This window comes from Bradyrhizobium genosp. SA-4 str. CB756 (assembly GCF_000473125.1).
Taxonomy (GTDB): domain Bacteria; phylum Pseudomonadota; class Alphaproteobacteria; order Rhizobiales; family Xanthobacteraceae; genus Bradyrhizobium; species Bradyrhizobium arachidis.
Genome location: NZ_KI421499.1, coordinates 5,206,093 through 5,222,675, shown reverse-complemented (window position 1 = coordinate 5,222,675; position 16,583 = coordinate 5,206,093). Strand labels below are relative to the sequence as shown.

Sequence of the window (16,583 nt, the reverse complement as noted above, 5' to 3'; positions counted from 1 at the left end):
TTCCCGCTAATGCGGTTGCGGCTGTCAACCTTGAGACGAATTCGCGCCGGTTCATCCGGATCTCGCTGGCTCGAACCAGCTTTGATCCTAGCGCAACGGAGCCGGGGGAGCCACGGGCTTACCCTAGCAATTGTTTCAACGCCTTGGCATCGGCGGGCGCCGTGCTCTTCTGGTCGTTGTCGAAATAGACGTAGACGTCGCAGCCCTGCCGCTTCCATGACAGCAGCTTGAAGAAGGACGCCAGCCTGTCGGCGTTCGCCTTGAATTTGCGGCGGCAGCTGGAACAGGATCGGTCCGACCTTGCCGCCGAGCTGCGAGATGCGGCGGCTCGCGCGATGGCGGAAGCCTCGCCTGCCGAAAGGAACGTCCGTGCTGTCGATACGTTTCTCGTGAGCTTGGTCAACGGGAGGCCGGAACCGATGTACGCGCTGTTCGAAGGCAACAAGCAGATCGGCGATCCCTTTCCTTCCGAGAAGGAAGTGTGGGAAGCCGCCCTGATCGAGGGATTGGTGACCGACGTGCCGGTCGCGGACGAGGAAGGCGGCCGGCTTCTGCCCGAGGGATATCACGTCGCGCGGGTGGAGGAGAGCGAGGTCTGCGAGCCACGGCCGGAGTGGAAGCTGCCGCGCGAGATCAGCTAGTTCGACGCCAGCGCGGTCTTGGCGACCTCGGCCATCCAGGTCGATGCGACGGGGAGGATCGCGTCGTTGAAATCGTAGCGCGGGCCGTGCAGCTCGGCGCCGTCGCGCAACGGCCCGTTGCCGATCCAGACGAACGCGCCCGGCCGCTTCTGCAGATAGAAGGCGAAATCCTCGCCGGCCATGCTGGGCGCAAGATCGCGGCGCACGGGCGCCTGCGCCTTGTCGGCGGCGATGCGGGCGAGGTCCGCTTCCGCCGGCGTGTTGATCACGACGCCGACGCCCATGACGATCTCGGGCGTCACCTTGACGCCGAAGCTCGTCGCAATCCCGGCGCAGGTGCGCTCGATGCCGTCGAGGATGGTGTCCTTCACGCCGTCGCGGTGGTAGCGCAGCGTGCCGCGGATGGTGACGCGGCCTGCGATCTGGTTCGGCGCGGTGCCGCCGTCGATGGTGCAGAGCGAGAGCACGGCGGTGTCGAGCGGATCGACGCTGCGCGACACGATTGTCTGCAGCGCTACGATGAGATGCCCCGCCGCCATCACCGGATCGCGGGTCAGATGCGGCATGCCGGCGTGGCCAGCATGGCCCTCGATGGTGATGGTGATGCGCCCGCCGGAGGCCATGACGACGCCGTCATGCACCGCGACGGTGCCGGCCTCCAGACCCGGCCAGTTGTGGAAGCCGAACACGCGGTCCATCGGAAAGCGCTCGAACAGCCCGGCCGCGACCATCGCACGCGAGCCGCCAAAGCCCTCTTCCGCCGGCTGGAAGATGAAGTCGACCGTGCCGCTCCAATTGGTGTCGGCCGCGAGCAGCGCGGCAGCGCCGAGCAGCGAGGCGGTGTGCCCGTCATGGCCGCAGGCATGCATCACGCCCGGCGTCGTCGAGGCGTAGGCAAGGCCGGTATCCTCGGTGATCGGCAGCGCATCCATGTCGGCGCGCAGGCCGACGCGGCCCTCCGCAGACCCGCGCCTCAAGGTCGCGACCACGCCGTGGCCGCCGATGCCGGCCTTGAAGGGAATGCCGAGCTCGGTCAGCTTCTCCTGCACGAAGGCGGCAGTTGCCTTCTCCTGGAGCGACAGCTCGGGATGCGCATGCAGATGCCGGCGCCATTCGGTCAGTTTCTTGTGCAGGTCGGGGGTCAAGGCGGGGGACTTTCGGATGGTGTCGGCTGTTGCCACCATAGCCGATTATCTGCGTCCCGCATCAAGCCCCTTGGAATGCCTCGCGTGCAAAGCAGCTCGCTCTATCGTCATGGCCGGGCTTGACCCGGCCATCCACGTCTTGCTTTGCAGAGCCAAAGAACGTGGATGCCCGGGACAAGCCCGGCCATGACGACCTCACGCCCTACGCCGCCAGCTTCGCCAGCCCTGTCCAGTCAAAACGGATGCCGTGGCCCGGACGGTCCGGCGCCAGCGCCTTGCCGTCCTGAAGCACCAGCGGGTGCTCGATATACTTGTCCAGCCCGAAGCCATGCGCCTCCAGATACGACCGGTTCGGGCAGGCCGCGAGCAAATGCACGGTGATGTCATGCGCACCGTGGCTGGTCACGGGCAGGTTGAAGGCTTCCGCCAGCCGCGCGATCTTCATGAACGCGCTGACGCCGCCGCAATTGGTGACGTCGGGCTCGGGATAGGACACCGCGCCCGCGACGATGTAGTTCTTGAACTCCCACAGCGAGCGCAGATTTTCGCCCGCCGCGATCGGCACGCCGCCGGCCTGCAGGATGCGGGCATGGCCCGCGACGTCGTCGGGAATGATCGGCTCCTCGAGCCAGGTAAGATCATAGGGAACGAAAGCGCAGGCGGCGCGGATGGCTTCCTCGACCGTCCACTTCATGTTGGCGTCCGCCATCAGCGGAAAGCCGTCGCCGAGATGCTTGCGCATCGCGGAGACGCGCGCGACGTCGGATTTGAGATCGGGCCGGCCGACCTTCATCTTGATGGCGCGAAAACCTTTTGCGAGATTGCCGTCGGTCTGCTTGAGCAGCGCCTCGACGGAGAGATCGAGATCGATGCCGCCGGCATAGCAGGGCACGTGCGCATCGAAGCCGCCGAGCAACTGGTACAGCGGCAGCTTCGCGCGCCGCGCCTTCAGGTCCCACAGCGCGATGTCGAGCGCGGACAGCGCCAGCACCGCCGGTCCGCCGCGGCCGCCATAATGCAGGCCCCACCAGACGTGGTGCCAGATCGCCTCGGTGTCGTCGGCCTCATGCCCCTCGACCAGCGGCGGAATCTCCCGCTTGAGGATGTCGGCGACAGCCCCGCCATTGCGGCCCACGGTGTAGGTGTAGCCGACGCCCTCGGCGCCATCGGCATCGCGCACTCGGCAGGTGATCAGCTCGAACGCCGCGATCTCGCCATGCGTGGAGTCGGACAGCGTGACGGGCAGGGGGATCCGGTAGAGGGCGGATTCGAGATTTGCGATACGTGGCATGTAGCCTCCCTGTTTTTTCTTCTTCGTAGGATGGGTAGAGCGAAGCGAAACCCATCAACCTCATCTTCGCAAGTAGCGATGGGTTTCGCTACGCTCTACCCATCCTACGCACTGCAACGCGTAAAAGGCGCAGGCGATCCCGCTTACCGCTTGGTGGCGTAATAATTGATGCTGATCGAGGCGCGGTGCGGCGAGGTTCGCCACACCGACATATCGAGCGCGTCGCCGCTGCCGGCGCCGACACGCCAGCTCGCCAGACGATGATTGTCGTCGTTGGACGGCTTGTCGGTCCGCTCACGGGCCTTCAATGATGTCTCGATCAGCCCGGGCAGCGCATCGGCCGAGACGCCGACGGCCGACACCGTGCAGGTCACGCTCGGACCATCGTCAGGTCCTGCGAAATAGGCCGTCATGCTGCCGAGCCTCTCGTCCCGCCTGAGCAGCTTCGCCGAGTAGAGAAGGTCGATTTTTGCCCCACGCTCCATCTCGGCCGTGATCGGGCCGCCGTCACTGGCAAAGCCCAGACCCGTTGCGATGCGCTCGACCTGGCTTGGCCGAGATGGCTTGGGCGCGCAGATCTTTGCGAAGAGATCGACCAGCAAGGCGCTGTTGTCCTCTTCCGCGCGAGCCGCGCCCACGAGCGCCAGCAGCGCAAATCCCGCGAGCGCGACCCGAACCACGCCAATCACCGCATCGTCGCGAGCTGCACGGCAAGCGCACATGCGCGGTCGTATTCGTCGAGATTGATCCACTCGTCGATGGTGTGCGCCTCGTTCTGGCCTGCGCCAAACGTCACGGTCGGAACGCCGTGGCGGACCATCCAGTTGGCGTCCAGGCCGCCATTGGCGGCGCGGACGTTCGGCGTGCCGCCGACCGCGGACACCGCCTCGATCGCGCGTTTCACCACGGGGAGGTTCTCCTTCATGCGGAACGGATAATAATCGGTCTCGGCCTTGAACTTGACCTTGCCGGACTTGCCTTGTGCATTCGTCACCTTCTTGGCCGCCTTCTCGAACGCGGCCTTGTAGGCTTTCGTGATCTCCTTGAAGAACTTTCCGTCATGGCTGCGGCTTTCGCCGCGCACATGGACGTAGTCGGTGACGACGTTGGTGGCATCGCCCGCGGGGCGGCCCTCGCCGCCGGTGACGGGGCCGACATTGCTGGTGCCTTGACGCTTGCCCTTCACCACCTTGCCGAACCAGCCGCCGGCCTTCACCTCGGCAAGCGCCAGCGCCATGATCATGGTCGAGGAGATGCCGCGCTCGGGCGCAACGCCGGCATGCGAGGCGCGGCCCATGATCTCGACGGTCCAGCGATCGGCGCCGACCGCGCCGATCACGACATTGGAGGCGGCGCCGCCGTCATAGTTGAACGCCATCGTGGGCTTGCCGAGCTCCTCCAGCTTGACGTGGCGCGCGCCATAGAGCCCGCTCTCCTCGCGCACACAGAACAGCAGCGTGATCGGCGGATGGTCGAGCTTCTGCTTGGCAAGCTCGGCCGCCAGCGTCACCAGCACGCCGCAGCCGCAGCGGTTGTCGCCGCCGAGCGCGGTCTTGGCCTCGTTGACGATCTTGCGGCCGGATTTCTTGGGCTTGGCGCCGGCGCAGAGCGGCACGGTGTCCATATGGGTCATGAACATGATGCGCGGCTGGTTGTGCAGCGTGCCACGGCCGGGCAGGTCGACGATGAGGTTGCCGGTCTCGGTCGGCACGGGAATGCGGGTGTTGGCATCGTCGAGCCGGATCGCCTTCGCGGGCACGCCGGCCTCCTTCAGCGCGGCGGTGAGCTCACGCCCGATCGCCGCCTCCTGTCCGGTGACGCCCTCGACGGCGAGGAAGCGCATGAGGCGATCGGTGGCGGCTTGGTGGTCGACGGGCATGTTTGATTCCTTTGGCGAACGGTGCCGGCCATCCTATGGGCTGGGCGAGGTGTAAGCCAAGAAGATCAGCACGCCGAATGCCAGCATTGCAGCCATGAACAGCAGCACCGCCGGCAGCCCGGCCAGCGCCGCGACCGCGCCGGTGACCGACTGCATCAGCGCCGCGCCGAGGAAGAAGGCGAGGTTCACGGCCGCGAGCGCCTTGCCTGCGGTTTGCGCATCGACCAGCTGCCTGGACATGCCGAACAGCAGCGGCTGCGCCGAGGTCGCAAGCCCGATGAGCACGAACAGCACGAGATCGTATTGCGGCGGCATCACCGGCAGGCCCAGCAGCGCGGAGACCGGATAATGCGGTGCCCCGAGCGCCAACAGCGTCAGCAGCACCGCCCCGGCCATATGCGAGCCGGCCACCAGCGCGCGGCGGCGGCCGAGCCTGCGGTCGATCATGCCGATGCACAGCGGCCCCGCGATCATCGCCAGCGTGAACGCGCCGAGCTGGTTGCCCGCCTCGACCCGCGTCAGCCCCTTGACGTCCATCAGCCACGGCCCGCCCCACAGCCCGCGCAGCACCAGCGAGGTCGCCAGCGACACCAGCGCCAGCGCGATCAGGCCGCGGAGGGGCCGCGAGAAGCCGAGCCTGAGCACCTCGATCATCTGCGACAGCGGCGAGGAATCGTCCTTGTGCTCGGCCGGCTGGCTCGGCACCAGCAGGAACACCGCGAGCGCGACCGCGATACCATCGAGCGCGGAGATCCAGAACCCGGCGCGCCAGCCGTAATTGTCGACCACGAAGGCGAGCGGGCTCGACGACAGCAGCATGCCGATATTGCCGATCGAGAGGATCGCGCCCGACCACAGCCCGAACCGCGCCGCCGACAATTGCTTCGCGGCGAGCGTCATCGGGCACATCAGCATGCCCGAGGTCGCGACGCCGAGCAGCACCTGCCCGAAGGCAAAGCTCGCAGGTCCCGTCGCAAAGCCCGACGCGATGGCGCCGACCACGGTTCCCGCGAGCAGGCTCAGCGACACCGGCCGCACGCCGAACCGGTCCATCGCCGCGCCGACCGGAATCTGCGCGGCAGCGAAGGCGAAGGGATAGACCGAGGTGAGGCTCGCCAGCGCCTGCGGCTCGATATGAAAATCGGCCGCCATCAGATCGAGGCTGACCGCCGGGATGGTGCGCAGCAAGGTCGAGAGCATGTGCCCGCAGGCGAGCGCAAGCAGCGCAAAGATCAGCGCGCGGGTGCCATGTCCCGCTTCATCCGTCGTAACCGCACTCATAGCGTCCCGTCCCGGCAAGGGTTTTGGCCGGGTTACACGATCGCGGAGAGGATGCCAATGGTGGGAAAGCAGGTCCGGCACGCGATGTTAGTGCCTTCCGGAGCTTCCCTGTTCAATTCCTGCACTCTGAGCTCTGCAGGCACAGGTTCGATTGCTCGAGCCTGGAGAAGTCTTCTGTCGCAACGAGGACGAGGAGCCCGAGCAGAATCATGGCCGCGATGTTCGAGCGCATCCCTGGGCCGCGTCCGGCAGCGTGACGGTCCTGCTCGAACTTCGAGAGGTCGAGCATGCGCAGGATCGTCTCGGACCGTCCATCGTCAGGCAGAGCTCTCCGGTCTGACGATGGCTTTCGAAACGGTATGATCTTTCCCCCGAGGTTGTGCTGATTGGCCCTCATCATGCGCCTCGACTGACAGTTGGTGTTGCCATCAACACGCCGACGATAAGGCCCGCTTGCAGCGAGCGTTCGTTAAATTCCTGTGCGCCGTTGCAATTCAGCGTGATGTCGCGGCGATCCTTAACATTCGTCCATCTCGTTTCTGTTTGTTGCTTCTCTGCCGATCGATCCGCCGCTTCGAGCAATTGCGTTTGCAGACGCGTGAACATGACGAATTGTACAGATTGCCGCACGCGATCGTTATTTTGACGCCGCGAACCTGTCCGCGATACTTCGCTTCCAACAGTGTGTTCACGTCCACGCGGCAAATTCACCGGAAGGCAGCCGCAGGCAACTGGATGGCCATTGACATGATCAGGCGACCGAAACTCGGCCTCACGATATTTGGAGTCGCCGCGGCAGGCGCGATTGCCTGTGGTGCCTGGTATGAACTCATCGGCAGCGTCAAGCCCGTCGAGGCGGCCGCGCAGAGCGCTTCCAGTCAAGCAGCGGCGAAGGTCCCCGTCACCTCATTCGCAGTGAAGACGGCCGACTTTCCCGTGTACACCTATGGTCTCGGAGTCGTCTCGCCGTTCAAGACGGTGACGGTGAAGAGCCGCGTCGACGGTCAGATCACCAAGGTGTTCTTCAGGCAGGGCCAGATGGTGAAGGAGGGCGACCCGCTGCTGGAGATCGACCAGCGCCCCTTCATCGCGGCGCTCGAGCAGGCGGTCGCGAAGAAGGCCCAGGACGAGGCCAATCTGAAGAACGACCAGTTGAACCTGGAGCGCTTCCAGAAGCTCGCGAAGCAGCAGTTCGAGACCCAGCAGAATCTCGATGCCCAGCAGGCGCTGGTCGATCAGATGGTCGCGCAGATCAAGGGCGACCAGGCCGCCATCGACAACGCGCAGACCAATCTCGGCTACACCTCGATCAAGGCGCCGATCAGCGGACGAACCGGCTTCCGTCTGGTCGATCCCGGCAACATCGTGCATGCCGCCGATACCACGGGGATCGTCACCATCGCCCAGCTGCAGCCGATTGCGGTGCAGTTCACCGAGCCCGAGGAGCAATTGCAGGCGATCGACAAGGCCTATGATTCCGGCGAGGTGCCGGTGGAAGCGCGGAGCTCGGACGGAACCAGGACGCTGTCGCAAGGCAAGCTGGTGATCATGGACAATTCCGTGAACCAGGCCACCGGGACCATCAGCCTGAAGGCGCGCTTCGACAACAAGGACAATGCGCTGTGGCCGGGTCTGTCAGTCACCACGCGGATGCTGATCGACACGCGCAAAGACGTCATCGTCGTGCCGCAGGACGGCGTGCAGCACGGGCCGTCAGGCCTGTTCGCCTACGTCATCGGCGACAATGGCAAGGTCAGCGCGCGGCCGATCAAGGTCAGCCAGAGCGGCGATGCAAACGCGGTGGTCTCCGAGGGCCTGAAGGTCGGAGACAGGATCGTGGTCGCCGGGCAGTCGCGCCTGTTCGACGGCGCGCTGGTTGACGAGAAGCCGCAGGTCGCCAGCGCCGCCGCCGCGCAGGCCAACAGTGGAACCAAGACCGGATCGGCTGACTGACATGGCTGGCGGCATCTCGGCTCCCTTCATTCGCCTCCCCATCGCGACGTCGCTGCTGATGGTCGGCATCGTCTTCGTCGGCATCATCGCCTATCCGCGATTGCCGGTGGCGCCGCTGCCGGAGGTGGACTTTCCCACCATCCAGGTCTCCGCCAATCTTCCCGGCGCCGACCCCGAGACGATGGCATCCTCGGTGGCGCAGCCGCTCGAATCGCAATTCGCCCTCATTCCCGGCGTCTCGGAGATGACGTCGCAGAGCCAGACCAGCTCGACCCAGATCGTTCTGCAGTTCGACCTCTCTCGCAATATTGACGGTGCCGGCTCCGACGTGCTCGCCGCCATCAATGCGGCGAGCGGGCAATTGCCCAAGAACATGCCGACTCCGCCGACCTACCGGAAGGTCAACCCGGCCGACTCGCCCATTCTCACGCTCGGCGCCACGTCGTCGACGCTGCCGATGACGCAGGTGTCCGACGAGACCTACACCAAGCTCGCGCAGGCCATCAGCCACATAAGCGGCGTCGGCCAGGTCAGTGTCGGTGGACAGCAGGCCCCGTCGATCCGCGTCCAGATCGATCCCGCCAAGCTGGTCGCCAAGGGCCTGTCGCTGGAGGACGTGCGCGCCCCGCTGTCGGTGATCACGGTCAACAATCCCAAGGGCACCCTCAACGGCGACACCCGCACCTACACCGTCTATGCCAACGACCAGTTCACCAAGGCCGACGCCTGGAACGACATCGTCATCGCCTACCGCAACGGCAGTCCCGTCCGTGTCGGCGATATCGGCCATGCCGTCAGCGCGCCGCTGGACAACACCCAGTACGGCTGGGTTGACGGCAAGCCCGGCGTCTTCCTGGTGATCTTCAAGCAGCCCGGCGCCAACGTCATCGACACCGTCGACAGCGTCATGAAGCAGCTGCCGCATCTGCAGGCGGGCATCTCGCCGGCGATCAAGGTCTCGGTGCTGTCGGACCGCACCCAGACGATCCGCGCCGCGGTGAAGGACGTGCAGTTCACGTTGGCGCTGACGATCGGCCTCGTCGTGATGGTGATCTTCGTCTTCCTGCGCAGCGTCTGGGCCACCATCATTCCATCGATCACGGTGCCGCTCGCGCTGCTCGGCGCCTGCGCGCTGATGTGGATGGCCGGCTATAGCCTGGACAATCTCTCCCTGATGGCGCTCACCATCGCGGTCGGCTTCGTGGTCGACGACGCCATCGTGATGCTGGAGAACATCACCCGCTACATCGAGGAGGGCGAGAGTCCGATGGCCGCCGCGTTCAAGGGCGCCGGCGAGATCGGCTTCACGATCATCTCGATCTCGGTTTCGCTGATCGCGGTCCTGATTCCGCTGTTGCTGATGAGCGGCATCATCGGCCGCCTGTTCCGCGAGTTCTCGGTGACGCTGGCGATGACGATCGCCGTTTCGGCCCTGGTGTCGCTGACCTTGACGCCGATGATGGCCTCGCGCTTCCTGAAATCGCACGACGAGGAGCATCACGGCAGGCTCTACATGCTCAGTGAGCGCATGTTCCAGGGCCTCGTGGACGGCTACGAGCGCGGCCTCGACCTCGTGCTGCGCTTCCGCTTCGCCACCCTGATGGTGTTCTTCGCGACCATCGCGCTGACGGTCTATCTGTTCGTTATCATTCCCAAGGGGTTCTTCCCGCAGCAGGATACCGGGCTGATCACCGGCATCGTCGAGACGTCGCAGGACGTGTCGATCGCCGACATGTCGAGGCACATGCAGGAGATCGGCGCGATCGTGCTGAAGGACCCCGCGATCGACCACATGGCGATGCGGATGGGCGGCAGCGGCAATACGCTCAATGACGGCACCATGTACATCACGTTGAAGCCGCGCGATGAACGCACCGCCTCGGCCGACCAGGTCATCCGGCGCCTGCAGGGCAAGACCGCGAAGGTTCAGGGCGCGCGGCTCTATCTTCAATCGGCGCAGGACGTGCGAGTCGGGGGCCGCGCGTCGCGAACGCAGTTCCAGTTCACACTTCAGTCGACCGACATCGACCAGCTCAACGCATGGGCCCCGAAGCTGCTCGCGAAGATGAAGGAGATGCCCGAGCTGCGCGACGTCGCGTCCGACCAGCAGACGTCCGGCACGACGCTGACACTGTCGATCGACCGCAATCAGGCCGCGCGTTTCGGAGTCACGCCCGACGTGATCGACGCGACCCTGTATGATGCCTTCGGTCAGCGGGAGATCGCGACCTATTTCACCCAATTGTCCACCTATTACGTCGTCCTCGAAGTGCTGCCCTCGCTGCAGAAGAACCCGTCCACGCTGGAGCAAATCTATCTGCATTCCCCGACGACGGGCGGCGAGGTGCCGCTGTCGGCCTTCACCAAATGGACCACGGCGCCGGTGCGCCCGCTCGCCATCAACCACCAGGGCCAATTCCCGGCGGTGACGATCTCCTTCAACCTCGCGCCCAACGTCGCGCTCGGCCAGGCGACGCAGGCGATCGACGCGATCGAGCGGCAGATGAACCTGCCCGCCGCCATCACCTCCACATTTGCCGGAACGGCGCAGGCGTTCCAGCAGTCGCTGTCCTCGGTGCCGCTGCTGATCGTGGCGGCGCTGATCGTGGTCTACCTCATCCTCGGCGTGCTCTACGAAAGCTACATCCACCCGCTGACGATCCTGTCGACCCTGCCGTCCGCCGGCGTCGGCGCGCTGGCGACGCTCCTCATCTTCCACTTCGACTTCAGCCTGATCGGTCTCATCGGCCTCGTCCTGCTGATCGGCATCGTCAAGAAGAACGGCATCATGCTGGTCGACTTTGCGATCGTGGCGGAGCGGGATCAGGGCCTGTCGCCGGTCGAAGCCATTCGCCGGGCCTGCCTCTTGCGCTTCCGACCCATCCTGATGACCACGATGGCGGCCGTGCTCGGCGGCGTGCCGCTGATGCTGGGCCACGGCACCGGCTCGGAGCTCCGTCAGCCGCTCGGCTACGCCATGGTCGGCGGCCTCCTGGTCAGCCAGGTCCTGACGCTGTTCACCACTCCGGTCGTTTATCTCTATCTCGACCGTGTCTCGCAGTGGCTGAGCCCGACGCGTCACGCAGACGGCGATCGCCAGGACGACGGCATTGCGGACGACGACGATCTCGACGTCGTCGAGACGATCGACCGGAAGAAATCCAGGGTCTTGGCGGCGCAGTGATGGTTCGGTAGCTACGGCGGCGTTGACGGGCGCACGCCTTACGCTAGGTCCGCTCGAACGTGTCGACATTGGTTGTCACGGCGCGCCACCAGTTCAGCGGCTTGAGTTTTGCGGGCTCGCCTTCGCTGGCGGCGCCCAGCGCCTGGTCGGCGACCACGAACCAGGCGGTCTCCATCTTCCCGCGACGCAACAAGCCCGCGTAGGTCACGACGCGGTCGCCTGCCGCCGACGAGCCGACGGCGGCAAAGCCGATGCAATTGCCGCGATGAAATCCGGTGACCTGCACCGTCTGCCCATAGAACCCGCTGTCTTCGAGCGCGGTCTCGAACGTGCCCTCGATGCGTCCCTCCGCATCACTGATGATGCGCAGGATGGAGCCGAACTGGTTTCGCCAACTGCCGACCCATGACATGCCGGTTCTCCCCCGTTCACTTGCCCGGCGCGACGCGCAGCCGGTGCAGTCGATGCAGTTCTTTTGCGGCGTCCTTCATCAGGCCGTTCGCCGCCTCGCGCTCGCGGCCGACGATGAATCCCGATGCGAACGCCTGGGCGCGCCGGTTCGCCGGCGGCGCCGCGAGAGCGGCCTCCGTCGCCAGCTCGCGATGCGCCATGAAGTCGTTGAGCGATCCCAGCGCGGATTGAATCTGCTTCAGACTGCCGGAGAGGCTGGTGAGCTGCTTGCGGTCGCGATCGCTGTAGAGACTCCCAAGGAAGTCGACGGCGTAGCGGATCTTCTTGACCTTGATCCGCAGCTTGTGGCGCTGCGTCGGGTCGAGATCGTCCAGATGCTTGCCTTGCTTGCGTACCTTCTTGATCCGCCGGTCGAGCAATGCCGCCGCATAGGTGGCAATCGACCGGTCGTCGCCGGCGCGGGACTGCCCGGTCTCGATCCACTCGATCACGTCGATCAGCAGGCGGCGGTAGCGGGCCGACCCGACCGCCTCGCGGGCGCGTGCGAAGGCTTCGCTTCGTTCCGCGGAAAACTTCTTGGCGATCGCGCGAGCGCCGCGCTTCGGCACACCCTGATCGGCGATCGGCTGAATGCTTTCCTTGAGGAATACGTCGATCTCGCGCGCCGGCGCCAGCTCGCCCGTGAGCCATTTGAGCTCGGCCTTGATCCGCTCAGTGCCGGCGCGCGGCAGGATGTCGGAGAACAGCGAGATCGCGGCCCGCAAGCGCCGCAGGCCGACGCGCATCTGGTGGACGCCTTCCGAATCCATGTCCCGCACCGGATCGGCATTCGCCGTGATCTGGCGCAGCGTCGAATGCGCGATCACGCCGAAGGCATTGCGCGGCGAGAGCTCGCCTTTCAGCGCGATCGGCTCGGCACGCCGTGCGCCTGCGCGGTGTCCCGTGACGAGTTGAAAGCCTCGCTCGGCTTTCGATCGCAGATCGAGCTCGGCGCCCGTCTTGCGTTCGAGATTGCGCGCCAGTCGGAACAGATCGGCGACCTGTCCGGACTTCAATTCCAGCTCGAGCTCGGCAACCGGCCGCGAGTGCCGCCCGGCAGCGACGTGGCCGCGGTCGACGGCGAGCTCGATCTGGCTCTTTCGCACCCGCCTTGCCTCGGTCGTACGATGAACCTCGGTCTGAAACACCGGCCGCAGCTTGCGCGGAAGCTTCTTGGACGCGAGGTCGTCGAGAGGCGTGTTCTTGATCTTCTTGAAGTCGGGCTTTGCGCCTGCGACCTCATGTTCCCATTCGCCGCGGGTCACGGTTCCGGAGCCGCCCGCCTTCACGGTCTGCACGTAGCGATCGCCAACCTTGCGGACGCGGAGCGTGAGACCATGTCGCCTGAGCTTCTGCTTGCCCGTGTCGTAATAGGTCGACAACAGCGCCTGCTCCGACCGGTCGCCACGCCGTCCGTTCGAATTAGCGGCGCGCAAGACGGATGACAGCTTTCGCGGCGCAAGGCGGAATTTGAGTTCCGTTTCGGCGTTCATCGGCGTGTGTCCGTTGCCCATTCAAAGTGGCGCCACCGCGAGAAGTTCCGGCCTGCAACGGACATTTCGAATCGCGATGATCTCGCGACTGATCGCGCCGCCGGCGTCATCGAAAATTCACGGAACTCCGCCTGAGAACGCTCGATTGACTGGCATCATCGCGTCACTTGATCTCGTCACCTGGAGGAGGCGTCCGTGAGCATAAAGAACGTCATTGCCATCCTTGTCATCGTGCTTGTCCTGGCGGGCGGTGCGACCGCGCTCTATCATTTGGACAATGGCGAGGGCCACCGCACCAGCCACGATGTCTCGGCCAAGACGGCGTCGGACTGACGAGCTTTGCCCGTCGAAACGCTGCTACGCACTCCGGCCTCATCCTGAGGGCCCGCCGAAGGCGGGCGTCTCGAAGGATGCGCCGCGGGTAAGCTTCTCGCCACGTTCGTCTTCACATGCGATTGCTTGCGGCCGGCGGGGGCCGGAGATAGCGCCTTCCTCTGACTGCAACAAAGCGCAGCTATCGGCGTGCCGCCTCCGCGAGCAGCGCCGTCGGGTAGATGGGCTTGGTGAAGAATTTCGCGCCGTCGGGCAGGGGCCGCGGTAGCGGACGGCCCGAGATCACGATGATCCGCACATTGGCGTGTTGCTGCTGTGCGTAGTGCGCAAGATCGACGCCATCCATCTTTCCGACCAGGTTGATGTCGGTGACGATCAGGGCAGGGTGCTTCGCTTTCAGTGCCAGCGCAGCGGTTTCGGCGTCCTCGCATTGCAAGACGTCGAAATTGCTTTCCTCGAGCAGCAGCGCGAGCATTTCGCGCTGAATGTCATCGTCCTCGACGACGATCGCGGTCGGGCGGATCGGCTTTGATTGGCCCATGGTTGCACCTCACTGACTTATCATATGTTAAGTGCGCAGCGGCGGATCCGTTCCCGATTAGGTGTTCGGGTTCCGTGTCGCCAAAATTGCGGATGGCTTTGAATCCCGAGGGCAGTTGGCGGAGCAGTCTCTCTGCTTCCCTCAGCACGGTGCGAACAAGCTCTCGCTCCTCAATGGCTTCGCTGGTGAAAAAGCCGTGCTTGACGGCATTGCTGTTTCCAAAGGGCGCTCCGGATCCCGCCGCGCCGCCGTGCATGCGGCAGCGAGGCCGGCCGCGCAGCGCCGGTGCGCGGCAGGTGTCGCCGTCGCGCGTTTGCGCCCCGCAACGCGGGCTCGTTCGCATCGGGGCTGTGTTGCGCGCATGACTCATGCGCCGACGGCCGCCGCGTCCACCAGGCCCGGCTGCGCAGCGATCAAGTTCGCATGTTGTGTGAGATTGCCGACGACGGCCCTGCCGCCATCCTGCACCGACAAATTCTGCACCGTGATCGCACACGCGCCGCTGCTGCGGTGACGGTTCAAGGCCTCCACCTGGGCTGCGAAGGTGCGCGCCAGCCGGGTCAGTGCGCGCGTGAGGCTCTCCTGCTGCGACACGTCGTCGGTGCAGGCGAGACGGCAGGCGCTGCGCATCGACGCGACGTGGACGCTCACCATCTGCGCCGCCAGCATGGCTTCGAACGAGTCCTTTGCCGCGATGCTCTTCAGCATCGAGACCATGAAGGCAAGATTGCCCTGGTCCGGTTTGCGTGCAACCACGCTGGCTTTCGCCAACTGGCTCAAGAGACCATGCAGCGCGTCGCGGTCGACGGCGCCGAGCGCATCCGCCAGCAGCTTTTCGCCGGCGCTCGGATCGGGATGGTCGATCACGATGCGCCTGCGGCGGAGTTTGACTTTCGGGCTTGCGATGGTCGCGGCGCGGTCGTCCGCGGCGATGGGCATCGTCTGGGTGCTCGTCGGGGATGTCGTCATGCAAGGTGTCCTTTGCCCGCACAGGCGCGAGAGCTCGCGGAGCGCGAGGCCGATCGCGCGCCTGTTGCGCGGCGGTTGAGATTTGAGATGTCGCTCAGGGGTTTACGCGCGCCAGGTCGAGCCGCCCATGATCGGGCGTGGTGCCGGCTCCGGCGATTGTCGCGATGATGCCATTCTGCACCTGTTTTGCCCGACGTGTCAAACGCATTTTCGGGATACGCGAAATCGTCTTGCGCGGGTCCCGGTTCTGACGGGCGCCGCCTACTGTGCATGGGGTTGTTTTCGCGGTTTTGTCTGGATTGCAGGCTCTCGCCTGCCGCGCGGCGGAATGCCGGCGTGGAAACGCGATTGCGGAAATCGGCGCGACCGCTATTCATGGTTGGCAACGCGCCGCATCAACAACAATCAGAGGCGCCGAGGTCGGGGAGAGAACCAATGCAACGAACGCTTCGCCTGCTGGCGCTCATCGCCGCGCTCTGCGCCTCGCTGTCTTCACAGGCGTTCGCGCAAAAATATCCGACGCATCCGGCCAAGATCATGGTCGGCTTCAGCGCCGGCGGCCCGGTCGATGTCGTCGCGCGCATCGTCGCCGACCGCCTCGGCAACAAGCTCGGACAGCCCTTCGTGGTCGAGAACCGCGCCGGCGCCAACGGCATGATCGCAGCCGAGGGCGTGGCGCGCGCGGATGCGGACGGCTACACGATCCTTGCCTGCAACTCGTCCACCATCACCCTCAACAAGACGCTGTTCAAGGAGGCCCGCTACGATCCGATAGGCGATTTCGCGCCGCTCACCACCGTCGTCTCGGCGCCGCTGGTGCTGGTGGTCAATCCGGAGAATCCCAAGACGGCGAACATCAACACCGTCGCCGATCTCGTCGCGGCCGCGAAGGCTGCGCCCGGCGCCCTCGCTTACGGCTCGGGCGGCAACGGCAATCTCGCCCATCTCGCCATGGAGCTGCTGAGTCAGAAAGCCGGCATCAAGCTGATCCACGTGCCCTATCGCGGTGGGGCGGCGTCCGAGGTCGGCATCCTCGCGCAGGAGGTGCTCGCCGTGTTCGATCCGCTCTCCGCGGTGCCGCTGGTGAAGGCCGGCAAGCTGCGCGCGCTTGCGGTGTCCTCCGCCGAGCGGCTGCCGTCGCTGCCTGACGTGCCGACCGTCGCGGAAGCCGGCTATCCCGGCTTCGACATCTCGTTCTGGGTCGGCTTCTTCATGCCGAAGGCGACGCCCGCGCCGATCCTCGAGACGCTGCACCGTGAGATCGTCGCCGCCGCCAAGGATCCGGTGTTGCAGGAGCGGCTGGAGACGCAGGGCGTCGTCAGCGTGCTGAGCCCGGCCGACTATGCCGCCAAGATCGCGAAGGAGACCAAGGAGCTCGCCGAGGTCGTCGCGGCCGCGAACATCAAGGCGGAGTAGGGCACAG

The 16,583-nt window shown here is 65.4% G+C and carries 16 protein-coding genes and 1 pseudogene; 4 read left to right on the top strand and 13 right to left on the bottom strand.

What is annotated here, in order from left to right; genetic code table 11:
• Positions 1 to 118 precede the first annotated feature (118 nt).
• From BRAGE_RS56890 to BRAGE_RS54760, 8 genes and pseudogenes are all read right to left on the bottom strand, one after another.
• Positions 119 to 323: pseudogene (locus tag BRAGE_RS56890) on the bottom strand (DUF72 domain-containing protein); the annotation flags it as partial.
• A gap of 314 nt (positions 324 to 637) precedes the next feature.
• Entirely contained in the window at positions 638 to 1,786 is a 1,149-nt protein-coding gene (locus tag BRAGE_RS0125385; protein WP_027558382.1) for an amidohydrolase, read from the bottom strand.
• Between the two features lie 202 nt (positions 1,787 to 1,988).
• Positions 1,989 to 3,077 carry a mandelate racemase/muconate lactonizing enzyme family protein gene (locus BRAGE_RS0125380; protein ID WP_027558383.1) on the bottom strand — a complete coding sequence of 363 codons (1,089 nt, stop codon included), beginning with the start codon at positions 3,075 to 3,077 and terminating at the stop codon, positions 1,989 to 1,991.
• A gap of 143 nt (positions 3,078 to 3,220) precedes the next feature.
• A complete protein-coding gene (locus BRAGE_RS0125375; protein ID WP_141262961.1) occupies positions 3,221 to 3,757 on the bottom strand; it encodes a hypothetical protein in 537 nt (178 codons plus the stop codon).
• Between the two features lie 5 nt (positions 3,758 to 3,762).
• The gene (locus tag BRAGE_RS0125370) at positions 3,763 to 4,956 is read right to left on the bottom strand and encodes a M20/M25/M40 family metallo-hydrolase (protein WP_027558385.1); all 1,194 of its coding nucleotides are present in this window, start codon (positions 4,954 to 4,956) and stop codon (positions 3,763 to 3,765) included.
• A 33-nt stretch (positions 4,957 to 4,989) separates the two neighbouring features.
• On the bottom strand, positions 4,990 to 6,237 hold the full coding sequence (locus BRAGE_RS0125365; protein ID WP_027558386.1) for an MFS transporter: 1,248 nt from the start codon (positions 6,235 to 6,237) through the stop codon (positions 4,990 to 4,992).
• Between the two features lie 112 nt (positions 6,238 to 6,349).
• Entirely contained in the window at positions 6,350 to 6,526 is a 177-nt protein-coding gene (locus BRAGE_RS54765) for a hypothetical protein (RefSeq protein WP_156950875.1), read from the bottom strand.
• A gap of 107 nt (positions 6,527 to 6,633) precedes the next feature.
• Entirely contained in the window at positions 6,634 to 6,843 is a 210-nt protein-coding gene (locus BRAGE_RS54760; protein ID WP_141262963.1) for a hypothetical protein, read from the bottom strand.
• Positions 6,844 to 6,984: 141 nt separating this feature from the next.
• Between BRAGE_RS54760 and BRAGE_RS0125355 the strand changes: the two genes are divergently transcribed.
• On the top strand, positions 6,985 to 8,190 hold the full coding sequence (locus tag BRAGE_RS0125355; RefSeq protein ID WP_035731479.1) for an efflux RND transporter periplasmic adaptor subunit: 1,206 nt from the start codon (positions 6,985 to 6,987) through the stop codon (positions 8,188 to 8,190).
• 1 nt (position 8,191) lies between these two features.
• Positions 8,192 to 11,374 (top strand): efflux RND transporter permease subunit, encoded by a 3,183-nt coding sequence (locus BRAGE_RS0125350; RefSeq protein WP_027558389.1) that lies wholly within the window; start codon positions 8,192 to 8,194, stop codon positions 11,372 to 11,374.
• A gap of 43 nt (positions 11,375 to 11,417) precedes the next feature.
• Here the strand turns inward: BRAGE_RS0125350 and BRAGE_RS0125345 are convergent, their stop codons facing one another.
• Positions 11,418 to 11,786 carry an avidin/streptavidin family protein gene (locus BRAGE_RS0125345; RefSeq protein ID WP_027558390.1) on the bottom strand — a complete coding sequence of 123 codons (369 nt, stop codon included), beginning with the start codon at positions 11,784 to 11,786 and terminating at the stop codon, positions 11,418 to 11,420.
• Between the two features lie 16 nt (positions 11,787 to 11,802).
• Positions 11,803 to 13,317, bottom strand: a complete 1,515-nt coding sequence (locus BRAGE_RS0125340; protein ID WP_027558391.1) for a CYTH and CHAD domain-containing protein — start codon at positions 13,315 to 13,317, stop codon at positions 11,803 to 11,805.
• Positions 13,318 to 13,512: 195 nt separating this feature from the next.
• Here BRAGE_RS0125340 and BRAGE_RS54755 point away from each other — a divergent pair, with 195 nt between their 5' ends.
• Positions 13,513 to 13,650 carry a hypothetical protein gene (locus BRAGE_RS54755; protein ID WP_156950874.1) on the top strand — a complete coding sequence of 46 codons (138 nt, stop codon included), beginning with the start codon at positions 13,513 to 13,515 and terminating at the stop codon, positions 13,648 to 13,650.
• 181 nt (positions 13,651 to 13,831) lie between these two features.
• Here the strand turns inward: BRAGE_RS54755 and BRAGE_RS0125330 are convergent, their stop codons facing one another.
• Genes BRAGE_RS0125330 through BRAGE_RS0125325 form a run of 3 tightly spaced genes read right to left on the bottom strand, consistent with a single transcriptional unit; the run spans position 13,832 to position 15,160 of the window.
• Positions 13,832 to 14,191 carry a response regulator gene (locus BRAGE_RS0125330; protein WP_027558392.1) on the bottom strand — a complete coding sequence of 120 codons (360 nt, stop codon included), beginning with the start codon at positions 14,189 to 14,191 and terminating at the stop codon, positions 13,832 to 13,834.
• On the bottom strand, positions 14,139 to 14,534 hold the full coding sequence (locus BRAGE_RS57595; RefSeq protein ID WP_283808085.1) for an HGGxSTG domain-containing protein: 396 nt from the start codon (positions 14,532 to 14,534) through the stop codon (positions 14,139 to 14,141). Before BRAGE_RS57595 ends, BRAGE_RS0125330 begins: the two co-directional genes overlap by 53 nt.
• Positions 14,535 to 14,557: 23 nt before the next feature.
• Positions 14,558 to 15,160 (bottom strand): hypothetical protein, encoded by a 603-nt coding sequence (locus tag BRAGE_RS0125325; RefSeq protein ID WP_027558393.1) that lies wholly within the window; start codon positions 15,158 to 15,160, stop codon positions 14,558 to 14,560.
• Between the two features lie 435 nt (positions 15,161 to 15,595).
• On the opposite strand from BRAGE_RS0125325, the gene BRAGE_RS0125320 reads away from it, so the two are divergent.
• Positions 15,596 to 16,576 (top strand): Bug family tripartite tricarboxylate transporter substrate binding protein, encoded by a 981-nt coding sequence (locus BRAGE_RS0125320; protein ID WP_027558394.1) that lies wholly within the window; start codon positions 15,596 to 15,598, stop codon positions 16,574 to 16,576.
• Positions 16,577 to 16,583: the final 7 nt, after the last annotated feature.

Excerpts from the sequence above, each read along its gene's own strand:
- BRAGE_RS0125380 (WP_027558383.1), bottom strand. The coding sequence starts at position 3,077 with ATGCCACGTATCGCAAATCTCGAATCCGCCCTCTACCGGATCCCCCTG.
- BRAGE_RS0125370 (WP_027558385.1), bottom strand. The coding sequence starts at position 4,956 with ATGCCCGTCGACCACCAAGCCGCCACCGATCGCCTCATGCGCTTCCTC.
- BRAGE_RS0125365 (WP_027558386.1), bottom strand. The coding sequence starts at position 6,237 with ATGAGTGCGGTTACGACGGATGAAGCGGGACATGGCACCCGCGCGCTG.
- BRAGE_RS54765 (WP_156950875.1), bottom strand. The coding sequence starts at position 6,526 with ATGCTCGACCTCTCGAAGTTCGAGCAGGACCGTCACGCTGCCGGACGC.
- BRAGE_RS54760 (WP_141262963.1), bottom strand. The coding sequence starts at position 6,843 with ATGTTCACGCGTCTGCAAACGCAATTGCTCGAAGCGGCGGATCGATCG.
- BRAGE_RS0125355 (WP_035731479.1), top strand. The coding sequence starts at position 6,985 with ATGATCAGGCGACCGAAACTCGGCCTCACGATATTTGGAGTCGCCGCG.
- BRAGE_RS0125350 (WP_027558389.1), top strand. The coding sequence starts at position 8,192 with ATGGCTGGCGGCATCTCGGCTCCCTTCATTCGCCTCCCCATCGCGACG.
- BRAGE_RS0125345 (WP_027558390.1), bottom strand. The coding sequence starts at position 11,786 with ATGTCATGGGTCGGCAGTTGGCGAAACCAGTTCGGCTCCATCCTGCGC.
- BRAGE_RS0125340 (WP_027558391.1), bottom strand. The coding sequence starts at position 13,317 with ATGAACGCCGAAACGGAACTCAAATTCCGCCTTGCGCCGCGAAAGCTG.
- BRAGE_RS0125330 (WP_027558392.1), bottom strand. The coding sequence starts at position 14,191 with ATGGGCCAATCAAAGCCGATCCGCCCGACCGCGATCGTCGTCGAGGAC.
- BRAGE_RS57595 (WP_283808085.1), bottom strand. The coding sequence starts at position 14,534 with ATGCGAACGAGCCCGCGTTGCGGGGCGCAAACGCGCGACGGCGACACC.
- BRAGE_RS0125325 (WP_027558393.1), bottom strand. The coding sequence starts at position 15,160 with ATGACGACATCCCCGACGAGCACCCAGACGATGCCCATCGCCGCGGAC.
- BRAGE_RS0125320 (WP_027558394.1), top strand. The coding sequence starts at position 15,596 with ATGCAACGAACGCTTCGCCTGCTGGCGCTCATCGCCGCGCTCTGCGCC.